At 45.0% G+C, this 23,030-nt stretch carries 26 protein-coding genes and 4 pseudogenes; 18 read left to right on the plus strand and 12 right to left on the minus strand.

The features are described from left to right. Positions 1-556, plus strand: a 556-nt coding sequence (gene qoxC / locus MMY81_RS24830; RefSeq protein WP_252314929.1) for a cytochrome aa3 quinol oxidase subunit III, incomplete at its 5' end; no start/stop codon positions are given. Next, positions 557-910, plus strand: a complete 354-nt coding sequence (qoxD, locus tag MMY81_RS24835) for a cytochrome aa3 quinol oxidase subunit IV (RefSeq protein WP_252314930.1) — start codon at positions 557-559, stop codon at positions 908-910. A gap of 125 nt (positions 911-1,035) precedes the next feature. Here qoxD and MMY81_RS24840 read toward each other — a convergent pair whose 3' ends face one another. Next, positions 1,036-1,338: a hypothetical protein gene (locus tag MMY81_RS24840; RefSeq protein WP_120192816.1), complete on the minus strand. Its 303-nt coding sequence runs from the start codon at positions 1,336-1,338 to the stop codon at positions 1,036-1,038. A 296-nt stretch (positions 1,339-1,634) separates the two neighbouring features. Here MMY81_RS24840 and MMY81_RS24845 point away from each other — a divergent pair. The 3 genes and pseudogenes from MMY81_RS24845 to MMY81_RS24855 all read left to right on the plus strand — a co-directional run bounded on the left by MMY81_RS24845 (position 1,635) and on the right by MMY81_RS24855 (position 3,092). After that, positions 1,635-2,257, plus strand: a pseudogene (locus MMY81_RS24845) (flavodoxin family protein). A 215-nt stretch (positions 2,258-2,472) separates the two neighbouring features. Beyond that, on the plus strand, positions 2,473-2,751 hold the full coding sequence (locus MMY81_RS24850; protein ID WP_252314931.1) for a hypothetical protein: 279 nt from the start codon (positions 2,473-2,475) through the stop codon (positions 2,749-2,751). Between the two features lie 35 nt (positions 2,752-2,786). Continuing rightward, entirely contained in the window at positions 2,787-3,092 is a 306-nt protein-coding gene (locus MMY81_RS24855) for a protein kinase family protein (protein ID WP_252314932.1), read from the plus strand. A gap of 40 nt (positions 3,093-3,132) precedes the next feature. Here MMY81_RS24855 and rpsN read toward each other — a convergent pair whose 3' ends face one another. After that, a complete protein-coding gene (gene rpsN / locus MMY81_RS24860; protein WP_252314933.1) occupies positions 3,133-3,402 on the minus strand; it encodes a 30S ribosomal protein S14 in 270 nt (89 codons plus the stop codon). 147 nt (positions 3,403-3,549) lie between these two features. On the opposite strand from rpsN, the gene MMY81_RS24865 reads away from it, so the two are divergent. Beyond that, on the plus strand, positions 3,550-3,987 hold the full coding sequence (locus MMY81_RS24865; protein WP_252314934.1) for a cupin domain-containing protein: 438 nt from the start codon (positions 3,550-3,552) through the stop codon (positions 3,985-3,987). Between the two features lie 51 nt (positions 3,988-4,038). Next, positions 4,039-4,311 carry a GNAT family N-acetyltransferase gene (locus MMY81_RS24870; protein ID WP_252314935.1) on the plus strand — a complete coding sequence of 91 codons (273 nt, stop codon included), beginning with the start codon at positions 4,039-4,041 and terminating at the stop codon, positions 4,309-4,311. Positions 4,312-4,366: 55 nt separating this feature from the next. Here the strand turns inward: MMY81_RS24870 and MMY81_RS24875 are convergent. The 3 genes and pseudogenes from MMY81_RS24875 to MMY81_RS24885 all read right to left on the minus strand — a co-directional run bounded on the left by MMY81_RS24875 (position 4,367) and on the right by MMY81_RS24885 (position 6,459). Beyond that, positions 4,367-4,974: pseudogene (locus MMY81_RS24875) on the minus strand (alpha/beta hydrolase). Positions 4,975-5,021: 47 nt separating this feature from the next. After that, positions 5,022-5,999, minus strand: coding sequence for a ring-cleaving dioxygenase (locus tag MMY81_RS24880; protein ID WP_252314936.1), 978 nt, complete (start codon positions 5,997-5,999; stop codon positions 5,022-5,024). Next, positions 5,996-6,459, minus strand: a pseudogene (locus MMY81_RS24885) (MarR family winged helix-turn-helix transcriptional regulator). Before MMY81_RS24885 ends, MMY81_RS24880 begins: the two are co-directional and overlap by 4 nt. A gap of 124 nt (positions 6,460-6,583) precedes the next feature. On the opposite strand from MMY81_RS24885, the gene MMY81_RS24890 reads away from it, so the two are divergent. The 5 genes and pseudogenes from MMY81_RS24890 to nasC all read left to right on the plus strand — a co-directional run bounded on the left by MMY81_RS24890 (position 6,584) and on the right by nasC (position 12,090). Further along, positions 6,584-6,838, plus strand: coding sequence for an EamA family transporter (locus tag MMY81_RS24890; RefSeq protein ID WP_252314937.1), 255 nt, complete (start codon positions 6,584-6,586; stop codon positions 6,836-6,838). After that, positions 6,769-7,029 carry an EamA family transporter gene (locus MMY81_RS24895; RefSeq protein WP_252314938.1) on the plus strand — a complete coding sequence of 87 codons (261 nt, stop codon included), beginning with the start codon at positions 6,769-6,771 and terminating at the stop codon, positions 7,027-7,029. The genes MMY81_RS24890 and MMY81_RS24895 overlap by 70 nt, the downstream gene beginning before the upstream one ends. A gap of 16 nt (positions 7,030-7,045) precedes the next feature. Then, positions 7,046-7,414 carry a DMT family transporter gene (locus MMY81_RS24900; RefSeq protein WP_252314939.1) on the plus strand — a complete coding sequence of 123 codons (369 nt, stop codon included), beginning with the start codon at positions 7,046-7,048 and terminating at the stop codon, positions 7,412-7,414. Between the two features lie 184 nt (positions 7,415-7,598). Then, a complete protein-coding gene (gene nirB, locus MMY81_RS24905) occupies positions 7,599-9,959 on the plus strand; it encodes a nitrite reductase large subunit NirB (protein ID WP_252314940.1) in 2,361 nt (786 codons plus the stop codon). Beyond that, positions 9,947-12,090 (plus strand): annotated as a pseudogene (gene nasC, locus MMY81_RS24910) (assimilatory nitrate reductase catalytic subunit NasC). Before nirB ends, nasC begins: the two are co-directional and overlap by 13 nt. 39 nt (positions 12,091-12,129) lie before the next feature. Here the strand turns inward: nasC and MMY81_RS34505 are convergent. The 4 genes from MMY81_RS34505 to MMY81_RS24925 form a co-directional block, all read right to left on the minus strand. Further along, positions 12,130-12,570, minus strand: coding sequence for an acyl-CoA dehydrogenase family protein (locus MMY81_RS34505; protein ID WP_308215472.1), 441 nt, complete (start codon positions 12,568-12,570; stop codon positions 12,130-12,132). Positions 12,571-12,585: 15 nt separating this feature from the next. Continuing rightward, positions 12,586-13,281: an acyl-CoA dehydrogenase family protein gene (locus tag MMY81_RS34510; protein ID WP_308215468.1), complete on the minus strand. Its 696-nt coding sequence runs from the start codon at positions 13,279-13,281 to the stop codon at positions 12,586-12,588. A gap of 131 nt (positions 13,282-13,412) precedes the next feature. Next, positions 13,413-14,039 (minus strand): class I SAM-dependent methyltransferase, encoded by a 627-nt coding sequence (locus MMY81_RS24920; protein WP_252314941.1) that lies wholly within the window; start codon positions 14,037-14,039, stop codon positions 13,413-13,415. 130 nt (positions 14,040-14,169) lie between these two features. Next, positions 14,170-14,790, minus strand: a complete 621-nt coding sequence (locus tag MMY81_RS24925) for a PepSY domain-containing protein (RefSeq protein ID WP_252314942.1) — start codon at positions 14,788-14,790, stop codon at positions 14,170-14,172. 102 nt (positions 14,791-14,892) lie between these two features. Between MMY81_RS24925 and MMY81_RS24930 the strand changes: the two genes are divergently transcribed. After that, positions 14,893-15,369 carry a GNAT family N-acetyltransferase gene (locus MMY81_RS24930; RefSeq protein WP_252314943.1) on the plus strand — a complete coding sequence of 159 codons (477 nt, stop codon included), beginning with the start codon at positions 14,893-14,895 and terminating at the stop codon, positions 15,367-15,369. Between the two features lie 52 nt (positions 15,370-15,421). On the opposite strand, the gene MMY81_RS24935 is transcribed toward MMY81_RS24930, so the two are convergent. Next, complete coding sequence (locus tag MMY81_RS24935; protein ID WP_120192796.1) at positions 15,422-15,619, minus strand: hypothetical protein; 198 nt, start codon at positions 15,617-15,619, stop codon at positions 15,422-15,424. 106 nt (positions 15,620-15,725) lie between these two features. Next, a complete protein-coding gene (locus tag MMY81_RS24940; RefSeq protein WP_252314944.1) occupies positions 15,726-17,177 on the minus strand; it encodes an aldehyde dehydrogenase family protein in 1,452 nt (483 codons plus the stop codon). A gap of 195 nt (positions 17,178-17,372) precedes the next feature. On the opposite strand from MMY81_RS24940, the gene MMY81_RS24945 reads away from it, so the two are divergent. Beyond that, positions 17,373-18,311 (plus strand): DMT family transporter, encoded by a 939-nt coding sequence (locus tag MMY81_RS24945; protein WP_252314945.1) that lies wholly within the window; start codon positions 17,373-17,375, stop codon positions 18,309-18,311. An 87-nt stretch (positions 18,312-18,398) separates the two neighbouring features. Then, positions 18,399-19,037, plus strand: a complete 639-nt coding sequence (locus tag MMY81_RS24950) for an SDR family oxidoreductase (protein ID WP_252314946.1) — start codon at positions 18,399-18,401, stop codon at positions 19,035-19,037. Positions 19,038-19,148: 111 nt separating this feature from the next. Here the strand turns inward: MMY81_RS24950 and MMY81_RS24955 are convergent, their stop codons facing one another. Then, a complete protein-coding gene (locus tag MMY81_RS24955; protein WP_252314947.1) occupies positions 19,149-19,571 on the minus strand; it encodes a pyridoxamine 5'-phosphate oxidase family protein in 423 nt (140 codons plus the stop codon). Positions 19,572-19,782: 211 nt separating this feature from the next. Between MMY81_RS24955 and MMY81_RS24960 the strand changes: the two genes are divergently transcribed. The 3 genes from MMY81_RS24960 to MMY81_RS24970 all read left to right on the plus strand — a co-directional run bounded on the left by MMY81_RS24960 (position 19,783) and on the right by MMY81_RS24970 (position 22,810). Next, positions 19,783-20,688 (plus strand): manganese catalase family protein, encoded by a 906-nt coding sequence (locus MMY81_RS24960; RefSeq protein ID WP_120192791.1) that lies wholly within the window; start codon positions 19,783-19,785, stop codon positions 20,686-20,688. Between the two features lie 134 nt (positions 20,689-20,822). Continuing rightward, a complete protein-coding gene (locus MMY81_RS24965; RefSeq protein WP_252314948.1) occupies positions 20,823-22,499 on the plus strand; it encodes a hypothetical protein in 1,677 nt (558 codons plus the stop codon). 8 nt (positions 22,500-22,507) lie between these two features. Next, entirely contained in the window at positions 22,508-22,810 is a 303-nt protein-coding gene (locus MMY81_RS24970; RefSeq protein ID WP_252314949.1) for a hypothetical protein, read from the plus strand. The last annotated feature ends 220 nt before the right edge of the window (positions 22,811-23,030 follow it).

Consider the following 23,030-nt stretch of genomic DNA (forward strand, 5'->3'; position numbering starts at 1 on the left):
AGGACGTATGAATATCCTTGGATTTTGGATATTTCTAGGCGCAGAGATTGCATTATTTGCTACCATTTTTGCTACCTACGCTGTTATGATTGGAAGAACAGCAGATGCACCCTCTACCCAAGAGCTGTTCTCACTGCCTATTACTTTGTTAATGACGTTTCTTCTTCTAACAAGTAGTTTTACCTGTGGAATTGCAATCAATGAAATGCGCCGGGGTTCTAAGAACGGCCTTCTTCTCTGGATGGGAATGACACTTGTATTGGGTCTTGGATTTCTTGGTTTGGAAATTTATGAGTTTGAACACCTGGTTCACGAAGGAGCATCGATCAGTTCAGCAGCTTACTGGTCCGCATTCTTCACTTTAACCGGTACGCATGGACTTCACGTAACGGTTGGTCTGGGCTGGGGCATACTCTTATTAATTCAGCTGTACCAGAGAGGCATTACGCCGCGGACAGCGAGTAAATTCTTTATATTCGGCTTGTATTGGCACTTCTTGGACGTAGTGTGGATATTCGTATATACAGTCGTGTATTTATTAGGGATGGTGGGTTAAATGAGTTCACACAGTGAATCGCGTTTCCCTATAAAACATGTTATCGGATATATTTCCTCTATCGTGCTTACTGGTGCTGCGGCCTGGATTGCCCTTGGTACGGAACTTCCAATGGGATGGATCGTTACCGGCATTATGACGTTGGCTATTATCCAGGCCGGCATTCAGCTGTTTATGTTTATGCACATTACTGAAACAGACAGCGGAGGCATTCAGCTTGGTAACATGATTTATGCTTTTGGTATTGCAGGTATTATCGTATTAGGGTCTATCTGGGTTATGTCATTTGGTTATCATGACCACGGCACAGATGGCGGCGGTTCAGAAACAGAAGAACACGGCGGCGACCACTAAATCATATGAAAAGGAAGCTTATCAAAACGATAAGCTTCCTTTTTTGTTCTATCCTTAATTTTTGTATAAACAAAGCCGGAAACACTGCCAATAAGGGCAGTTTACCGGCTTTTTCTATGTCGTGGTTATTTAGAATTATTACTGACTTCTGAGCGTAGGAAAGGAACACGGCGTGAGCGCTCCAGCTGCTTGAAGTAGCTGATCATAATATAAATAATAGCAACGTTGGTTATAAGCAGGCTGCCATAGAAAGCAATGATCGAAGTAGGCGCATTAAGCACAGTAATTGGAGTGAAGTGGCTTAGGAAATAGTCCCACATGCCTAAAGCAAGAGCCGTTTGAAGAACAACGAGAAACCATTTTCTGCGGCGGGCAAAGAAAAACGGAACAAGTGTAGCAAAAACCATAAATACGAGCAATACATCCATTTTAAGCACCTCTTTTTATAATATTCAGATTAGTAAGCGTTTTCATTTATTCTGTAAATTTAGTATACCAAATTATTCACAAAAATGACATAAAAAAATGAAATAGTTTGAACTTTTTTTGAACGAACGATTTCATATATTGACATAAATGTAAAAAAAGTATATTGGTGAAGCTTCCTACAGATTTACAGACTTTATTCTAATCTACATCCTCCGTCCAAAAATTCAAACAGTACTGCTTACACTTATTAAAATAAGGGTAAATACTAACTAATCAGATAAAAAGGCGGGATAAAATGGCAGCACTTAAAGCATTAGTATTAAATGGCTCATTGAAAAAAACCGGAGATGAAGAGTCCAATACAGAAGCATTGACCAACGAAGTGTTAAAGCTTTTGGAAAAAGAGGGGTATCTACAGAAACGGTAAGGCTTGCTGATTATCATATCCCTTATGGCATCAGCGAAGATTTAGGAGAAGGGGATGGCTGGCCGGCTATTTTTGAAAAAGTAAAAGCAGCCGATATTCTTATTATTGGGACTCCAATATGGATAGGGGAGAAGAGCAGTCTGACCACGCTTGCTATGGAAAGGCTGTACGGCGGCACCGGAGTGACAAATGAAAAAGGACAGGCCATTTACTATAATAAAGTGGGCGGAGTAGTCGTAACCGGAAATGAAGACGGGGCGAAACATGCAGCAACCTCTGTGTTATATGGCCTCTCTCATATCGGATTTACAGTCCCTCCTAACGTAGACTGCTACTGGGTGGGAGAAGCTGGTCCCGGTCCATCATTCATTGAAGCAGATGGGATGAGTAATGAATTTACGAAAGGGCACGTAACAATGCTTGCTTATAACCTGCTTCACATGGCACGCATTTTAAAAGAAAACCCGATACCGGCAGAGGGCAATGTATAATAACACTTATGCCTTTAAATAATCGAATAAACAATGACTATTCGATCCGGCAGCAGATGACTTATAAAAATCATTTCAAAGAACGTTCCCTGTAGTGCAGAGGGAGCGTTCTTTCCGTTTTATCTGATGCTGCCTTTAAAAGAAAAGCCGGAAAAAGATAGAAATAAAAAAATCGTGATATAATAAAAGGTATTACAGAAGGAGGATTGAGCATTGTGAACACGTACCTTGCTCTTGCAGAAAGCGTCCGAATGATAAATAAAGGAACGCACTCGATCCTTATTGATTATGATGACACATTGGAATTTATAGGAAAAGGAAGAAGCGCCTATGTTTTCAAAATAGAAGAAACGGAAGTTGTGCTGAAAGTGTTCTTTCCGGATTTTGCTGCTGTAGCTAAAGAAGAAGCCCTCATTTACCAGGCTCTCGGGGGCTGGAATATTACCCGAACCTATATGAAGCAGGAGAAAATTATCTGGTCATCGACCACGTAAAAGGGAGCACTCTTTTTCAATGCCTGCAAAAAGGCATGCCGATAACAGAAAGTCATTTAAAAGAAGTAGACAGGGCTCTGCAGCTGGCCAGAAACAGAGGTCTGAATCCATCGGATATCCATCTGCGTAATATTTTAATTACAGATGCAGGTAATATAAAAATTATTGATGTTGCCCGCTACCGCCAGCAGAAAGACTGCACACAGTGGGACGATTTAAAAAATGCATTTTATGTATACTATACGAGAAAACATTTCCCTAAAAAACTTCCGGTTGTGTTATTAAATACAGTCGCTGCCTTATACAAAAGAAAAATGCTCCCTCACTACGGGGGGCATTAAGAAGCACCGGATCAGCATCAGCGATCCAGTGCTTTTATTTTTACCAGCTTGATTTTTGTACGCCGGGTATCTGACCTTTATGGGCAAGATCCCGAAAAGCGATACGGGACATATTGAACTTTCTCATATATCTGCGGGGACGTCCGGTTACTCCGCAGCGGCTGTTGGACCGGGTTGGAGAAGAATCTCTTGGAAGGCGGCGGAGCGCTTCGTAATCTCCCGTTTCTTTTAATTCACGGCGGATCTCAGCATACTGCGCAATAAGGGCTTCCCGTTTTTGCTGTTTGACGACTTTTGATTTCTTAGCCATTTTTCTCTCTCCTTTATAAAACGTAATGATTACGATTTATAAAATATATCACGTCTTTTTCTGCTTTGCAAGAATGCGGCTTGATTTATTTTTCAATGAAAGCGTTATATACTGCAGGAGAAACAGAAAATCAGAGGAGGGTCCAGCATGCCTGAAAAAAAAGAAGGAACAAATTATACGGCCGCATATCCAGGAAAATGGGAAGATCTAAAAGATTATAAAATTGAAGGAAGAGTTAAAACAAGAGGAAAGCTGTTTTTAAATGAACTTCTTGGACTTACCAGTATGGAAGCATCGCTCAGCTCTTTCCCGCCGCATACATCTATTCCGTTTCACCATAAGCACGTAGAGAACGAAGAGCTTTATATTTTCGTAAAAGGAAGCGGCCAGTTTCAGGTCGATGACGAAATATTTGATATTGAAGAGGGCACTGTTGTACGAGTAGCGCCGGAAGGAGCCCGTACTCTTCGTAACAATTCCGATGAAGTGTTGTATTATATCTGCGTGCAGGCTAAAGACCATTCATTAAATCAAAAAACGAATGATGACGGAGTTCTTGTAGAAAAGCCGGTGGAGTGGGAGTAATGTTTTAATTTCTCCGAAAAAAGGAAAAAAGCTACAAAGGAGAGATAAGATATGGATATTAAAACAGGTAACAACGAATTTTACGTAGAAGATCAGCAGGGAAATAAAGCGGCCCAGATTACTTTTTTTGAAGAAAAAGATGATGAAATAGTCATTGACCATACAGAAGTGGCTGAAGATTTAAGAGGGCAGAGCATTGGCTATCAGCTCGTTGAGCATGTGGTGGAAAAGGCCAGGGCAGAGAACAAAAAAATTATTCCCCAGTGTCCTTATGCAGAAAAGCAGCTGAAGGAAAATGATGAATTTCATGATATATTAGCATAAAATACTTCTGTTAATACAGCAAACCCCCGGAGACGGTCGTCTTCGGGGGTTTATTTTACTGTATTGCTTTTTGATACCAGGCTTTGGCTGCTTCCACTTCTTCAAGTGTAAGCTGGTGGCCGGCCTGGCTCCAGTATTCTTCTACTGTTACTCCTGCCTCGGAAAGAGTACGGCTGAGTTCTTTCGTTTCTTCCGGTGTACAGATGGGATCGTTTTCTCCTGCTCCGATAAATACAGAAGTACCGCTTAAATCGGGAAGGTCTACACCACGCCTTGGTACCATCGGGTGATGCAGAGAAGCTGCTTTAAGCGAATCATTGTAATGGTACAGAAGGCTGGCAGCGATATTTGCGCCGTTGGAGTAACCGACGGCAATTACGTTGCTGCGGTCAAATTCATATTTTTCCGCGCTTTCGTTAATAAACTCATGCAGCTCTCCGGTACGGAACAGCAGGTCTTCTTCATCAAATACACCTTCTGCCAGCCGACGGAAAAGCGGGGCATGCCGTTTTCGGACACATTGCCGCGTACGCTGAGGACAGAAGCCTCTTCATCAATTAGTTTAGCCACTTCAAGCAGGTCTTCTTCTGTGCCGCCTGTTCCGTGCAGCAAAAGTAGTACTGGTGCATTCTGTTTACTGGACTGCTTAAAAATGTGTTTCATAGTATAGACCACCTTTATATTGTATTAGTTCGTTCAAGTAAATATAATCAGGCTTCCGGTTTGTAATCGAGAGGCTTTATTTTCGCCTCGATTTCGGCACGCTTGGGCTCCAGGTAAGGAGGAAGAGCGAGCGTTTCACCGAGATGTTCAATGTCTTCGTCTCCATCAAATCCAGGACCATCTGTAGCAATTTCAAACAATATGCCATTTGGTTCTCTAAAATATAGAGAGCGGAAGTAATAACGCTCGACGAAGCCGGAGTTGGGGAGTCCGGCATCGGTGATGTGCTGGATCCATTTATCGAGTTCTTCTTTGTCTTCTACCCGAAAAGCGACGTGATGCACGCCGCCGCGTCCCTGTCTTTCAAAAGGAAGGTCGGGGCGTGGTTCCAGGTGAATTTCCGTGCCGCTGCCGCCTTCACCTGTTTCATATACTTCGATATCCGGCTGTCCTGCAGCTTCAGCGGGATAGCTGCCTTTGCGGCGGAAGCCCATAATGTCTGTAAGAACACCGGCTGTAGGCGCAGGATTTTTAACCGTTAACCGAATCGGACCAAGTCCTGTTACGCCATGTTCTACCCGGTACAGGTGCGCGGTTCCAGGGACGCCGCCGGCCACACCCTCATTGTTTTCATCAGAAACAAGAAACAGGCGCTGGCCTTCAGGGTCCTGAAAAGCAAGTGTGCGGCGTCCGGCACGCTCTACGATCTCATCATGACCAACTCCCATCTCATCAAAGCGGGTTTTCCAGAAATCGAGCGCTTTGTCGTCTGCCACGCGGAGAGAAGTGCCGGAAATACTGCTCGCGCCCGGTTGATTGGGAGCCGCCATAGGGATTTCAAAAAAGGTAAGCTCCGTCCCCGGATTTCCTTTTTCATCACCGTAAAAAAGATGATAAACGGAAGTATCGTCCTGATTTACCGTTTTTTTCACGAGACGGAGACCCATTACTTTTGTATAGAAATCAAGATTGTGTTCTGCGTTTGCGGTCAGAGCAGAGAGATGATGAATGCCTTTAATATTCATTGGTTTTCCTCCTTATAGGGAATGGATTGTTTTTGGATTTTTTTTAATAGATGCAGTAACTGCTGCTGTTCTTTTTCGGAAAGAACCTGAAACTGCATGGCCTGAAAATGTTCCTGATTGGGACGCTCTGTTTATATAGAACGTTTCCCGCCTCTGTTAGAGTGATCGTTTTCGTGCGCCACTTCTGTTCACGCTGGATGTATCCCATAGCCTCCATTTTCCGAAGCATATGCGTAATATTTCCTTTGGTCACAAAAAGCTTTTCGGCCAGCTCCTGCTGGGAAAGCGGCTGATGGGCGCCTACCTGGGCAAGTACATCAAACTGGGAAGTAGTTAAGCCGTAAGTTTTTAAGTAAGCATTGGAGCGCTGCACGCTTTCATTGTAAAATCGGGAAAGGCGGAACCAGAGCAGCAGTCCTAATTGTTTTTGTTTTTTCGTCAGTTTTTTCTTTATGCTCATTTTCAGGTTCTCCTTTCTTTACCCTTATCAGTTTAATATTAAACTGATAGAAAAGCAAGTTTTTAATTTGGCAGGCACCTATCGTCTGGCGTACACTGAAAAGGCATAAAGGCGGTGGATACATATGAAGGCTTATATCTTTTTAATCATTACGGTTATTATATTTACCGGCAATATTCTGGTCGGCAAAGCACTGGAAGAAATTCCGCCGTTTACGATCGCATTTCTCCGCGTAGGTATCGCACTGGCCGTCGTTCTTCCGATCGGCTGGAAACAGGCGGTCCGCCACCGGGAAGTATTCCGGTCGGAATGGAAGCCGCTGCTCGGGCTGGCTTTAACAGGAGTGGCTTTTTTAATGCTTTTATTTATTTGTCTTTAAAATATACGAGTGCATCCAACGTAGCGATTCTGGAATCTTCTATCCCGGTTGTAACGATCGCAGCCAGTTTCTTTTTGTTTCAGGAACGGTTTAAAAGGGTACCAATGGGCAGGCGTTGTTCTTTCGGTCGGAGGGGCTGTCTGGGTTATTACAGATGGATCAATGGAAGTAATCCGAAGCCTCTCTTTTAATAGGGGGGACGTTATTATGCTTGCGGCAGTGGCCGTCTGGGTGATTTATTCGTTTCTTGTGAAAATGCATATGTTCAAGTTTCCGGCATACGGCAGTCTGCTCGTTATGCTTGCGGCAGCCACCCTGGTCCTGCTGCCTTTTGCTGCAGTCGAAACTATGCTTTACGGACTGCCTCCGATTGCCGGGTATCAGGATGCTGCAGGGATTGCTTATCTGGGTATTTTCCCTTCAGTGATTGCGCTGCTGCTCTGGAATCGCTCGATTGCAGAAATCGGCGCTTCCCAGTCTTCGGTATTTCTAAATTTACTGCCGGTATTTACCATGACCGGTGCCTATATTTTCCTGGGCGATACATCACCTGGACACAGGCAGGAGGAGCTGTAGTTGTTATATCCGGTGTCATGCTTACTACCCGGAAATCGATCGGATTTCGCAATATAAAAAAGCATAATGAATAAAAGTCTGTGATATTTTCTGCCGCCCTTCTTGAAGGGCGGCTTTTCTTTTTAGACAATAGGACCATATGTATTTCGTATAATAGCAGGGCAATACGGGCTGGAGGCGTCTTATGAATAAAGAGAAAGTACTGCTGATCGGTAATGGTATGGCGGGACTCCGTTTTGTAGAAGAGCTACTCGAAACCGCTCCGAAAACTTTCGAGATAACGATTATTGGTGAAGAGACAGGACTTTCCTATAACCGGATGAAGCTGTCTTCCTATCTTCAGGGGGAAGCAGGCGGACCGGAATTATACATACATCCGCTGCAGTGGTATGAAGACCATCATATTGAACTCATTACGGGAACAAAAGCGTTATATGTGGACCAGGAAAACCGGGTGGTCCGCACAGAGGATGGAAGGGAAGTGGCGTTTGATAAAGTTGTGATTGCTACAGGTTCTAAAGCCTATATCCCTCCAGTACAGGGAGCAGATAAAGAAAACGTATTTGTTTTCCGGACAATGAAAGACTGCGAGAAAATTCTGGAGCAGGCAGACACTTTTCAAAAAGCGGCCGTTATTGGGGGAGGACTTCTCGGACTTGAAGCGGCCCGGGGTCTTTTAAACAGAGGCCTGGACGTTACGGTGATTCATCGTGGTCCATTTTTAATGAATCGTCAGCTGGATGAAATGGCAGCGGGGCTGCTGCAGGAAGAATTGGAAAAACAGGGGATGCATTTTTTATTTTCTGCTGAAACCAAAGCAATAAAGGGCTTAAGACAGGCAGATGAGCTGTTGTTTGAAGATGGCAGCTCTCTTGCGGTAGATGCTGTCGTAATGGCAGCGGGAATAAAGCCTCAAATAGAGCTGGCGGAGGCAAGCGGTATTCCGTTGAATAAGGGTATTATAGTTAACGACTGGATGGAAACAGAGGCAGAAGGTATTTATGCCCTCGGAGAATGTGCAGAGCATCGGGGCACTACATACGGCCTGGTTGCACCGTTGTATGAACAGGCCAAAGTGCTTGCGGCTTCTGTTTCAGGAAAAAAAGAACGGGATTATTCCGGCTCTGCTGTATATACAAGGCTGAAAATTCCAGGAGTGGAAGTATTTTCTGCCGGAAGCCTCGAAGAAGAGTCGGACAGCTATGTTCTACAGCTTTTCGATGAAAAAGAAAACCAGTACCGCAAGATTATTATGAAGGAAGATATGGTACAGGGAGCTGTGCTTTATGGCAGCACGAGCATGTCCGCTTCCCTGCAGCAGTGGATTAGAACCCGGAAGCCGCTCTCAGAAAAAGAAAAACAACAGCTGCTATCCGTCAATGACTCCACGAAGAGAAGAATCAAAACGCTCTCGTCTCATGCGGCTGTCTGTCACTGCAATAATGTATCCAAAGGTACCATCATAAAAGAAGTGCAGACACGCGGGCTTTGTACAGCAGAAGAAGTGAAAGCCTGTACCGGTGCTTCTTCTTCATGCGGGGGGTGCCGTCCGGTAGTGGAAGAGCTTCTGGACTATATGCAGAGCGATGAGTTTAACGAGCAAGTAGAAAAAATACCTTTCTGCGAATGCACGAACCTGGAAGAAGAAGAGGTCGTCAGCCTTCTTCAGGATCATATGCCATCTTCTTTGAAAGAGGCTTATCAAATGCCCGGCTGGAAAACTAATAAGGGGTGCGCGACGTGCAGAGAAGCCCTTCCCTACTACCTATATATGATCTCTCCTGCTTATTTTTCAGCAGAAACAGGGAAAGCCGATACGTATGAAAATATAATAGAACGCTCGGATGGAAGTCTGGCTGTCCATATTCCCGGAAAAGGAGGAGGGTTGTCCCTGTCCGAGTGGCAGAATGCGGCAGAAACGGCGTCCGCATGCGGCGTGGATTTCCTAAAGCCGCTTCCGGATGGATCGATTGAACTCTCCCCTGTGGCACCCGGATTTTTAGAAACAGCGGCTGAAAAACTGGGCTTACAGCGGACGGGACTGCCCGGAAATCGGTTTCCGGCTGTACAGATAAGAAGCCTGGAACAAGTAGAATGTACCTGTACAAAACAGCCGGAGCAGGAAATGGCGGAATGGCTCGAAAAAAGAATGGAACTGCTCCCATTTCCGACAAAGCCGTTTATCCGCATATCTTCCTGCAGCCACAACTGTGCGGACATTCAAAGTGGGCATGCCGGTATACTGTATCAAAATGAAAAGTGGGAGCTCCGTGTGACTGTAGAAGGAAAAAATCATATTCTTTTTTCTTTTGCTGAGCAGCAGACTGTGCTTTATATGCTTGAATCGGTTCTGTTATACTACCGTATTTCAGCGGGGCACGGCGAAACACTCTCCCGCTGGGTGGAAAGAGTAACCATGGTTCATATAAGGGAAGTTCTTTTTCAAGAAGATAATGCGGCGTTGCTTTTGGAACAGAAAGACGAAGAACAGCAGCGGATCAAAGAGCTGATGTTACAACAAGGAGGACACATATGTCAGAGCTGATGCTTAAATACTTCCGGGAAAAACAGCAGAAAGTAGAAACGGAAAAAGTATACAACGCGCAGTGTCCTTTCTGCAGTATGCAGTGCAAAAAGCAGGTGATTGAGCAGACAATTGTTACGAGAAAAAGATACCGTACCACGGGGTCGATAATCCAACGACAGGAGGCCGTCTCTGTGTAAAAGGCCTCAATGCCTATCAGCATGCGTTTCACGAAGACCGCCTGCGCTATCCTATGCAGAAAATAGACGGGGCTTTTCAGCCGATCAGCTGGGAAGCAGCATTGCAGCTCATTAAAGAAAAAATTCCGTCTCTGCAGAAAGAATACGGAAAAAACACAATCGGCGTATACGGCGGCGGCTCGCTTACGAATGAAACTTCTTATGTACTCGGTAAATTTGCAAGACTGGCCCTGGGAACGAAGTACATTGATTATAACGGGAGATTCTGCATGTCGGCAGCGGCTTCAGCCGGAAACAAAGCGCTGGGGATGGACCGGGGATTAACCAACCAGCTGGATGAAATTCCGGAAACGAAATGTATAATCCTGGCAGGAACCAATATTGCTGACTGCCAGCCGACGATTATGCCGTACTTTGAGGAAGCAAAGCGCAATGGTGCTTATATTATTGTTGTAGATCCACGGGAAACAGCGACTGCGCAGATGGCTGATCTGCATTTGAAGGTAAAGCCCGGATGCGACAATGCAGCAGCCAATGCGATACTTAAATGTATATATGACGAAGGCAAGGCCGATCTCGATTTTATAGAAAAGCGGACCGAAGGCGCTGAGGAGCTATTCGCCCATCTGCAGGGCTTAACGGTGGAAGCCTGTGCTGAAGAAGCCGGTATTCCTTATCAGGAACTGGAAAAAGCAGCGAGGGCATTTGCGAACGCAGAATCAGGGATGATTTTTACGGCCCGCGGAATTGAGCAGCAGGTCGACGGCTATCTGGCCGTCCGGAATTTTATCAACATACTGCTGATGACTGGGAAAATAGGAAAAAAAGGAAGTGGATATGGAGCTATTACCGGCCAGGGCAACGGTCAGGGAGGGAGAGAGCATGGACAAAAAGCAGACCAGCTTCCGGGCTACCGGTCTATTGACAATAAAGAAGACCGGCAGTATATAGCTGATGTATGGGGCATGAAGGAAAAAGACATGCCCGGAAAAGGTGTCTCCGCTTATGAAATGATGGAGCTGATCGGCAGAGGGGACATTAAAAGTTTATTTCTTGTCGGCTCTAATCCCATCGTCTCCAACCCTCATGCAACGATGGTAAAAGAAGCCATCCAGTCACTGGATTTTTTCGTAGCGGTGGATATGTTTATTTCGGAAACAGCAGAGTATGCCGACCTGGTTCTGCCGGCGGCTTCTTACATGGAAAATGCAGGAACGCTTACGAATCTGGAAGGTCGGGTTACCCTTCGGGAAGCAGATAAAAAAGCACCCGGTGAAAGCAGAAATGACTGGGAGATATTATCAATGATCGCTGGAATTCTGGGATACGGCACTAAATTTTCCTATCAATCGGCAGAAGAGATTTTTAACGAGCTGCGTTTGGCCTCAAAAGGAGGCATTGCCGATTATTTTGGAATAACGTATGAACGGATCCGTCAGGAAGAAGGGGTCTTCTGGCCATGCCGCAGTGAATCGGATCCGGGGACGAAGCGACTTTTTGAAGACCATTTCGCAAGAGACGGAGGCCGGGCCGAGCTGCTGGCGGTTCCTTTAAAAAATGAGGATCCTAAAGAAGAAGTCAGTCAGGAGTTTCCGCTGTATTTAACGACAGGCAGGGTGATGGCCCACTATTTAACCGGAGTTCAGACCCGGAAAAGCAGCAATTTAAATGCCCGTCTGTTTGAATCGTTCATTGAAATTCATCCTATAACCGCAGACCAATATGCTATTTCAGAAAACACGCTCGTTACTATTGAATCACCGCTCGGGAAAATCACCGTCAGAAGCAGGCTTTCTGAAAGTATCAGGGAAGATACGGTGTTTGTACCTTTTCACTGGGCAGAAAGCCAGAACGTCAACATGCTTGTAGAAGGTCGGCTTGATCCGGTCTGCCGGATGCCTGGTTTTAAGCGATCAGCGGTCCGGGTATCGCCTTATCAAGAGCAGCAGTAAAAAGCCGGACCCTAAGAGAGGGCCCGGCTTTTTACTTTATTAATGACGCTTAAGTGCTTCTTTCGCAAGCATAGTAATAGTCATATCGTCCATCGGGGGATTGTGAAGACCGGCCCGGACGTCGCGGTAATAGCGCTGAAGCGGGTTGGAAGCCGATAAGCTTCTTGCGCCTTCAATCCGCATGGCCAGGTCAACAATAGCAATGGCTTCATTGACGACGCTCCGCTTAACCGTTCCAAGCTCTGGCTTCATGGCATCCCGCTGTGCTGCAGACGACTCGTCCCACTGCCGGGCCACGCTGTGGAGAAAATGCCTGCTTTGTATAAGTTTGGCTTCCATCTCGCCGATTTTCTCCTGAACAGCTGGTATATCAGAGATGGTTCCTTCCATTGTGTTCGGCGAATATTCTTTAGCAAAAGCTGTGGCATGATTCGCAGCAGCCTGGGCAATGCCTAAATAACAGGCTGGAATATGAAGCAGCCACCCGGCTGCTTTTTAGTTTCCAGGGTTCAAAAAGGTGACGAGATGGTCCTCCGGCACTTTGGCCTGATCAAGTACAAGATCGTGGCTGCCTGTTCCCCGCATAGCGACAGAGTCCCAGGTTTCGTCAATGGAAACCCCGGGAGTGCCGCGTGGCACAAGAAAGTTAGCCGTGCGGTTATCTTCAGCCAGGCCGGCACTGACTACAAAATAATCCAGGGCAGGTGCAAGTGTCGTAAATGTTTTGCGGCCGGTCAGCACCCAGTCATTTCCGGAGCGGGAAGCTTCGGTCATAGGTTTTCCGCCCCTCGTCGGACTTCCGGTCGCAGCCTCCGTCGCCGTATTGTTCAGTAGAGCCTGATCGGAGGTGATGGCTTCACAAACGCGTTTAAATACAGATTCCGGCCACGGACGTGTTTCGGTCAGATCTTTTAAGATTCCGACGTGCCATCCGATGGCCAGGGCAGTGGAACCATCGGCTTCTGCAATGATTTCCTGTGACTCAATGAACTCCAGCAGGGAGATCTCCATCCCGCCGTATTCTATAGGGGCTGTTAGAGAAGGATATTTGATTTTTTTTAAATCTACTATATTTTGATGGGGAAAAACAGCTTCTTCGTTATGGCTCCATGCTCTTTCTGAAAAGGGAGCCGTCGTTTCTTTTAACAGTTGAAGCCGGCTGTCTTTTGTTGTTTCCTGAAGCACGTTCATTTTTCTTCACTCCTTTTTCATACTATTCATTTTAACGCAGCCGGAGACCGGCGCCCAGAAATGTGCTTTTACAGGACATCTTATGTAAAGAACCTCTGCCTGAAAAGACAGAGATCCCTGGATGAAGCTGTTTATTTTCTGCATACGGCAATTCCTAATGGATAGTGAACTTCTTCCCGGCGCGGTCGTTCAATTGCAACACCAAGCTGATAGAATAACTGGGCCTTCTGCCATTTCCATTTAGTGTCTGTAATCAGGCGGGCCCATTCGTTTTCGGTTAATTGATGAAAATGAAAAGGTTCATTGGAAGGGAAGCCTCTGCCCCGGCCGAAAGGGGTGGATATCACAAGAGTGCCGCCTGGTTTTAAAAGGCGGTGCAGTTGTTTTAGACATAAATAGTCGTCAGCTACATGTTCAATTGTTTCAAATGAAATGATGGTATCAAAGGTGCCAATTCTCCCGGGGAGTTCCGGATCAAGAAGATCTCCCTGCTCAAAGGAAAGCAGGGGATGATAATACTGCCTTTGGGCATATTCCACCGTTTTTGGATCTACATCTATTCCCAGAGAGGAATTAATGAAGTTTTTGCGTGTTTTCGTAATCATATGGGCGCCGTAGCCTGTTCCACAGGCAATATCAAGCACCTTCCCTGAAGCATAGGGACAGGCAAACGAATAACGTGCCATATGTTCGAGCAGCATTCGATTGGAAGCCTGCATCTGCTTTGGGATGATTCGTTCTCCCGTATCATCTAACATATTCACTCACCGCTGTCTGTTTGTTTCTATTAAGCATAGCGAAAACAGCGTTTATTGAAAAGCCTGATAATTATCAAATTACCATCTGATTTTTTGGGATAAATAGAAAATTCTGCAGAAACAGAGCATATTAGTCATAGGATATAACGATAATTTCTCCGGTGCGTGCATCTACATCTACATCTACTTCTCCCTGCGAAGATACGATTTCGAGTTCGTACAGCACTCTGCCGTCGTCGTCATCAAGTTCAATATCAGTAACAGAACCGCCTCCGACTTCTTCAAGCGCAACGGATTTAGCATCATCCATACTTATCGGAAGTTGATTTGACGAAGATCCTGTCTCGCGGGAAGGCTCTTCTTCAGCAGGAGGGGCTTCCTCAGAGCTGCTCTCTTCAGCAGCCGGTTCAGGCTCTGAGCCTGTATCTGCAGCGCTTTCCTCACTTGCCGCTGCTTCTTGAGAATCGGCGTTCGTTATTTCAGAAAGCTCAACGACGTCTCCGGAATCTGCGTTAAGTTTGAGACGGTAATCGTTATCATCTCCGTCAATTTCCATTGTATATATCTGCTCTCCGCTTTCATTGTTTAGTTCAATTACAGTAACTTCTCCGGGATAGCGGCTTGCAGCCAGCTCTTTTGCTTCCTCTGAATTGAGGGAAGGATCATCGGCAGAGGCTGAAAACATCTGCACCCCGACAGCGACAGCGCCAATAGCAATAATACAGAGGGTAATGATGATTAATTTTTTCATCTTTGCCCGCTCCTTTTCTTTTCTTATATACTATAGTATAGAATACATAAATGAAGAGATCATGATAAAAAAATGAGAATTTAATGAGAGGAAGAAAAATAGATGGTTGAAATAAAAAAAGCAGGAGTAGAGCAGGCAGGAATTATCAAAAAAGTAATGCATGAGTCATTTGAAGAGTACAATCATTTTGATCCGCCTTCCGGGGCAATGAAAGAAACAGAAGAATCTATTGCTCTTGCATTGAAAGCCGGGGAAGAGTGGGCGGCCGTGCTCTATGAAAACGGCATCCCTCTCGGAATGGTACGGGTAAAAGAGGAGGACACCCGGTTTTATTTTATGAGGCTTTCCGTTCTGCCGGAAGCAAGAGGGCGCGGGTATGCCAGAGCGTTAATCAGCTGGGTGGAGGCGGAAGCAGAAAAGGCCGGAAAAGCAGAAGTTTACTGCAAAGTCCGGTGTACTACAGAAGATAATATCAGGCGTTATGAAAAGCTGGGCTACCGGGTTTATCGTACAATAACGGTGACAAAACTCGGTACGCCTTTTGATATCGTGGCGATGTCCAAGCCGCTTTCCACATAAAAAAAGAAAGGCCCCCTTCGCAAAGAGAGCCTTTCTTTTTTATTTTATCGAATTAAGCGGAACGCTGTACTTCGTTCTTAAGCAGGATCACGCGGGGATGCGGGAACTCTTCCTCTTCGCCTGCAAAAGGATAACCGGAAAATTCTACACATACCGTACGGTCGTATTCAGCAATGACACGGCATTCTTTTCCTTGGTAGTACAAGACCTCGCCTTTTTCAAATAGCGGCTCTTCTTTTTCTTTTTCCATGTCGTTCGCCTCCTTTGTCTACTGTAAATGTAACGAAAAAACGGCTTGGAAGCAAGCCGTTTTCCCTGGAAGGTATGCAATCGGTCAAAATAATCGTGCTGTTATTTTAAAATGGAAACTTACGGTAACCGGATTGAACCCCGATGGTTTTAACTGTTGTAAATTTATCGATTACCCATTCACCGCCGAAACGGCCAAGTCCGGAATCTTTTTCGCCGCCAAATGCTACGTGGGCTTCATCGTTTACAGATTGATCATTAATGTGAACCATTCCTGTTTCGATCTGTTTTGCTACCTGAATGCCGCGGAAGCGGTCTTTAGTAAATACAGATCCGCTGAGGCCGTAAGGAGAAGCATTGGCAATATCAATAGCTTCCTGCTCTGAACTTACTTTAATAATAGGGGCAACCGGGCCGAATATTTCGTTTTCAGCAATAGGCATATCGTTTGTTACGCCGGTGAGCACGACAGGCTCGAGAAGATTGCCGTTTGTTTTACCGTCAAGCGCGATATGAGCGCCCTGCTTAACACTTTCATCAAGATCTTTTTGAATGCGGTCCAGCTGATCTTTATTAATAAGCGGACCAATTATGGTTTTCTGATCTGATGGATCACCAGCCTGCAGTGATTTTGTTTTGGCAATGAATTTCTCTGCAAATTCATCGTGAATGCTTTCGTGAACAACGATGCGGTTAAGCGCCATGCATATTTGTCCCTGGTGCAGGAATTTACCAAATGCTGCAGCTTCTACAGCCTGATCAACGTCTGCATCCTCAAGCACGAGCATAACGTTGTTTCCGCCTAGTTCCAATGCCGTTTCTTTTAAGTGCTTTCCGGCAAGTTCTGCGATGTGGCTTCCGACTTCAGTTGAGCCGGTAAAGGAAATCACTTTTGGCACGGGGTGCGTCACAAAGCTGTCCCCAATTTCCGAGCCGCGTCCAACTAACACATTAACCGTGCCTTTAGGAAATCCTGCTTTTTCAAAAACGTGGGCAAGCATTAAGCCTGAAGTAACCGGTGTGTCGGAAGCCGGCTTTATTACTACAGTATTGCCTGTAGCAAGGGCCGGGGCAATGGATCTCATAGATAAATGAAACGGGAAGTTCCATGGTCCGATAACGCCGACCACGCCTTTAGGCATACGGTACACATAATTTTCTTTACCAGGATTGTTGGAAGGAAGAATTTTTCCATCCATTCTTGTTGGGAAAGAAGCGGATTCACGAACGATACCGAGTGCTGCCTGAAATTCGGCTTCTGCTTTAGCGGCAGTGCTTCCAGCTTCTTTTACAAGCCATTCTTTAATAAATTCTTTTTCTTCCTGCATTGTATCTGCAAGCTGATATAAATGAGCCTGCCGTTCGGCGGGAACGAGCGCAGCCCATTCTTTCTGCGCGGTGGCGGCTGCGTTATAGGCTGCATCCAGATCCTGTTCGTTTGCGGACGTAATCGTGCCCAGAGCCTCCTGGGTAAATGGATTTGCATTTTCTATTGTTTTGGCACTGGAGCCTTCTGTCCAGCTTCCATTGATATACTGCTTCGTAAATGATTGTGTCACTTTCTATTCCTCCTGTAAGTTATTAATTGTAACTAATTAGTATTATACCCAACCTGCTGAGTATGATAAACCTAAAAGTTTTAAAGGTCAAATTTAGTCAAAACTATTCTGCTAAAATAATGAAATAGTATAGGCAAAAGGGGGAAGGGGTGAGAAGATAGGTGCAGTTCGAAACAGCAAAGGCAGGGATAGTGTATGGAAAAGGGCAGAGCTTATGCGATGACAATTGCCGGTGCTTCTTTTTGGGGTATGACCGGCTTATTCGTACAGAAACTATACACATTTGGCTTTACTCCGCTTGAAGTGGTTACGGTCCGTATGACGTTATCTGCTTTTCTTTTGTTCGCGGTGCTCCTGGCCATCCGTTCCTACCAGCTTCACATTTATTTTCGTGATATTCCTCACTTTATAGGTCTCGGTGTAGTCAGTATCGCCCTGTTTAACTGGTGTTATTTCACCGTTATGGATGAGGCATCTCTTTCCATTGCTGTCGTCCTTCTATATACTAGCCCCGTATTTGTGGCACTCATGTCACGGTTTATTTTTAAAGAACCGCTGACAAAAAACAAGCTGATTGCTATCAGCTTAACGCTCGCAGGATGTGCATTTGTAGCAGGACTCCTGCCGGGAGGAGCTGCTGCTGTAGAGCCGGGAATTCTAATGCTGGGTCTTGCCTCTGGTTTTTTCTGCGGTATTTACAGCGTGATCGGCAAATTTGTCAGCCGGAAATACAGCTCGATTACCATTACGGCATATTCCATGCTCTGCGGCAGTCTCGTTCTTCTTCCTATGAGCGGCCTGCATACGAGGCTGTATCTGTTTCAGGAATGGGAAGTATGGATCTGGGCGCTCGGCAGCGTTCTTGTTTCCACGATTCTGGCATATATTTTATATACTGCCGGCTTGAAACACATCGAGGCCGGGAAAGCTGCTATTCTTTCCACAGTAGAGCCGATCGTCGCCATTCTCGTAGGGGTCCTTATCTTCCGGGACGTATTAACCGGATGGCAGCTGCTTGGAATTATTTTGGTGCTTTCTTCCGTTCTGCTTGCTATTTTTTCAAAAAGAAGAAAATTCTCAAGAACTCCAAAAGCCGTCCCTGCAGAATTTACGCCAGTCTCTTATAAAAAGTAAGTGACAGACGTTTAAGGTTCTGCAGAAAGGGAACAGCATATACTGTATCCAACAGCTGGAAGAAAAAATCAAGGAGGCACCAATACAATGAATATTTTAGTAGCAGGCGCAAACGGCCATACAGGAAGACTATTAGTAGAAAAGCTTGGAAAATCAAACGAACATGACGTATTTGCTATGATTAGAAAGCCGGAACAGGCTGACGAGCTTAAAAATCTTGGAGCAAAAGACGCCGTCATTTCCGATTTGGAAGGCGACGTATCAGATGCACCGAAAGGCATGGATGTTGTGATCTTCGCAGCGGGATCCGGTTCAAAAACCGGTCCGGAAAAAACAGTGTCTGTAGACGAAGAAGGCAATAACAAGCTTGTGGATGCTTCCAAAGCTCATGGCGTAAAGCACTATATTATTCTAAGCGCGATTGGCGTGGAAAACCCAGGCGGCAAAATCAAGCATTATGCCGAAGCAAAGAAAAATGCAGATGAGCATTTGAAAGCAAGCGGTCTGACGTATACCGTTGTAAGACCAGGCGGATTGACGTTTGATAAAGGAACCGGCAAAGTGGAAGCAAAAGAAAAGCTCGAAGATCCGGGCAGCCGTGATATTCCAAGAGAAGACGTAGCGGACGTAATGATAGCTTCCATCACAGAAGAAAATGCTAAAAATAAAACATTTGAACTTCTCTCCGGTAACGATACAATTGAAGATGCATTAAAAGCACTGTAAAATATAACAGCAAAGCCGGTCTCCGCAAGGAGCCGGCTTTTTTTGTACAGTAAAATAAACTGCTGCAGAGACACAAAAAAAGCGAACCCGGACGGGTACGCTTTTTTTATATTAAAGATCCAAATCTAATGGAGGGTTACCTTCGCTGTTCATCAAACGGATGTGATCCGGCTTGATTTCAAGCACCACATACTCTGGATCCTTTGGTCCGTCCAGCCATTTGCCCATACGCTCATTCCAAAGCTCTTCTTTAAGATTTTGGTCATCACGAATGGTAACTTTTCCGGAGATTTCAACGAATTCATCGTTTAATCCTTCACCCTGGTAGCCGAGGAGGATGTGCACATTTGGATTTTCCTCTACTTCTTCGGCTTTATGCGTTTCTTTATTTGTTGGAGTGTAGAGAGTTAAATTATCATTAAAGAACGTCATGTAGCGGGAATGAGGCTTATTACCTTTAACAGTAGCAAGAATTCCTACCTTATTTTCATCAATAACCTGAACGATTTTTTCTTTAAGCTGCTGTTGATTCATAATATATACGCTCCTTTATTTATCTATTGTTACACATTGATGTCTATTCCTGATTTTCCCTGTGTCTAAACAATCAATTCAAAAGTAAATTGTTTGTTACAGAAAGATTAAATTATTTACAAATTGGGAATTTTCTGTTTTCGGCACGAGGATTCGGGGTAAGTGAATAGAGTCCGGAAATATAAATTTCAGGAAACGAAGGAGGAGTAATATGTTTAAAAGAGTAGATAGGCTCCAAATTGAACTCCCTCGCCCCACTAACCCAGACCCGGAAGCAGCGACGACCGTACAGGAACTTATGGGTGGACGTTTCGGTGAAATGTCGACACTAAACAATTATATGTATCAATCGTTTAATTTCCGAAGCAAGAAAAAGCTTAGACCCTTCTATGAACTTGTAGCAAGTATCACAGCCGAAGAATTTGGACACGTGGAACTTGTCGCCAATACAATCAATCTATGTATCGACGGTTCTGTCGGAAACGGCAGCACAAATCCGGACGATACACCGCTCGAGCCGGTACTGCCGCTTGGTAACAAAGCAAACTTTATCATGGGCGGACAAAATGCCCTGCCGATGGATTCAGGCGGAAAGCCGTGGTCCGGCGATAACGTTTTTTCCAGCGGTACACTCGTAACGGATCTTCTTCATAACTTTTATCTAGAATGCGGGGCACGTACCCATAAGATGCGAGTATATGAAATGACGGATAATGAAACAGCAAGAGAACTCTGCGGTTATCTGCTGGTACGAGGAGGAGTGCACGTTGTAGCATATGCCAAAGCGCTTGAAAAAGCGACAGGCGTTGATATGACGAAAATGCTTCCAGTACCAAATCTCGATAACTCCAAGTTCGACCATGCGAAGAAATTTGAAGATCAGGGACTCCACAGAAAGCTTTACCGCTTCAGTGATGATGATTATAAACTTCTTGACCGTATCTGGGAAGGGCCTACTCCAGTCGGACCTCCGGGTGAATTGGAAGTAGTCGATGGTATTCCGGAAGGTGCGGAAATACCGGATCTGGAAAACATTCCAGAGGAATTCGCCCCGGGCTTTGACGAGCAGAGCTTCAGAGAGCTGTCTGAGCGTTTAAAGTACGATGCTGGATTGTAATAAAATAGTGAAGTACAGGCTTCCCTTTATGGGAGGCCTGTTTTTTTTATTATTAGACCAAATGTATGATTTTTAATTCCAATTTAAGGAGAATAATAGTACTATAGGTGCAGGTGAAGAGGGGGAGAATAAAAATGAAAAAACCTTGGATATGGATGATTCTGGGGGGATTGGCGCTGGCAGCAGGAGTTTATTTTTTGGTTTTTAATACATATCAGCCGGCTGTGCTGGAAGAAGACGGAATAGAATACCATTCCCGGATTGCCGGAGAAAATTTTGAAGTGTGGGACGGCGAATCCTGGCAGGAAAAGAAAATTCACGGCGTCAACCTTGGAATGGGAAAGCCCGGCGCTTTTCCGGGAGAAGCGGCGATAACAAAAGAAGAGTACAAAGACTGGCTGGAAGACATAGCAGACATGAACGGGAATACTATAAGAATTTATACGATTCATCCGCCGGCCTTTTATGAGGCGCTGAAAGAACATAACGAAAAAACAGAAGATCCAATCTACTTATTTCACGGCGCCTGGGTGAATGAAGAACCTTTGGAAGAAACCCTTGATGCGTTTGATGAAGGAAATACGGAAGACTTTCAACAGGAAATGAGAAGTATTGTCGATGTCGTGCACGGCAGTGCTTCTATTGAAGAGGAGCGCGGGCATGCTTACGGAGAATATACAGCAGACATTTCCCCTTATGTTTTAGGGTGGATTGTCGGTATTGAATGGTATCCATTTATGGTAGATGAAACGAATAAAAAACATGAAAATACCGGAGAGTACGAAGGAGAGCTTATTTATACAGAAAACGCAGAGCCGTTTGAACACTGGCTTGCAGAACAGATGGATACAATGGCGGTATATGAGAAAGAGGAATACAGCTGGACGAGACCAATGAGCTTCACAAACTGGGTGAGCACCGATCATCTCGATCATCCGGCAGAACCGCTGGAGCAGGAAGATATGGCTTCTGTTAATCCAAATCACATAAAACTAAAAGGATCATCTGAAATAACCGGACAATTTGCCTCATATCATGTGTATCCTTATTATCCTGACTTTTTGAATGTAGAAGAAGACTACACGGAATTTATAGACCACCGCGGAGAAAAAAATAACTATGCGGGCTATTTAAAGGATTTACATGAAGCCAATGACCTGCCGGTGTTAATTGCGGAGTTTGGCATTCCTGCCTCACGGGGAAAAACGCATGAAAATCCTTTCGGCTATAATCAAGGATTTATATCTGAACAGCAGCAGGGGGAAATGCTGTCGAGCCTGTATGAAGATATTGAGGAAGAAGGCATGCTCGGCGGGCTTGTGTTTACATGGCAGGATGAGTGGTTTAAGCGAACGTGGAATACGATGGAGTATGATAATCCTGATAGACGTCCTTACTGGTCAAACGCACAGACAAATGAACAACAGTTTGGGCTGTTGAGCTTTGACCGGGATAAAATAAAAGTAGACGGATCTTTTGATGACTGGAAAGACGTTGATCCTCTCTATGAAACAGAAACAGAAGCTTTATGGATGGATCACGATGAAAAATTCGTCTATTTCCGTATAGACCGTCAAAAAGATGAGACGCCTGTCCTGGCGCTGGATGTGAATCCAGACCAGGGGAACAAAGAAGCTGAGCACATAGAAGGCGTCAGCTTTGAAGAAGGCATCGACTTTATGATTGAGCTGCCTGATAAAGAAAATGCCCGTATTACGGTAGATGCCTATTACGATGTCTTTCATCTGGATTACCGGAGGACCTGGAAGAGGAGGAAGCGGGCGCAGATAGTGGGGTTTTTCATCCGATGAGGCTTGCTTTGAACCGGGAACTGGAAAGGCCGGACACTGGAGAAATACTGCCGTTCAGCTATTATGAAACGGGGAAGCTTCGCCATGGAAATGCTGATCCGGAAAGCGATTCATATGACTCGCTTGCAGACTATATGATAGATGACGAAACAGGAGCAATCGAAATGCGTATCCCATGGCAGCTTTTGAATATTACAGCTCCAGGTACAAAAGAGATCATGGGGGATATCCAGCAGGAAGAGGGTTTAACTGCCCGTGAAGAAACGGAAGGGATCAAAGCATCTCTTCTGTTAGAGAGAAAAACAGGATGATGTGTATGAGATTAACAAGACACTTCCGGCCCAGGAGGATGGTACAGTGCCGGCAGGTAAATGAAGCAGTATACGTGGGAAGAATGGGACCTTCCGGAATATGAGCCGCGCAAAAAGAGTCCTACTATATTCTGCAGGAAACATTTGCTGATTGAAAACATAAACTGTAGAAGAGCTGCTGGAAGTAAATATAATAAAGAAGCATAGAAAATAACTAAAA

The organism is Sinobaca sp. H24 (assembly GCF_023845525.1).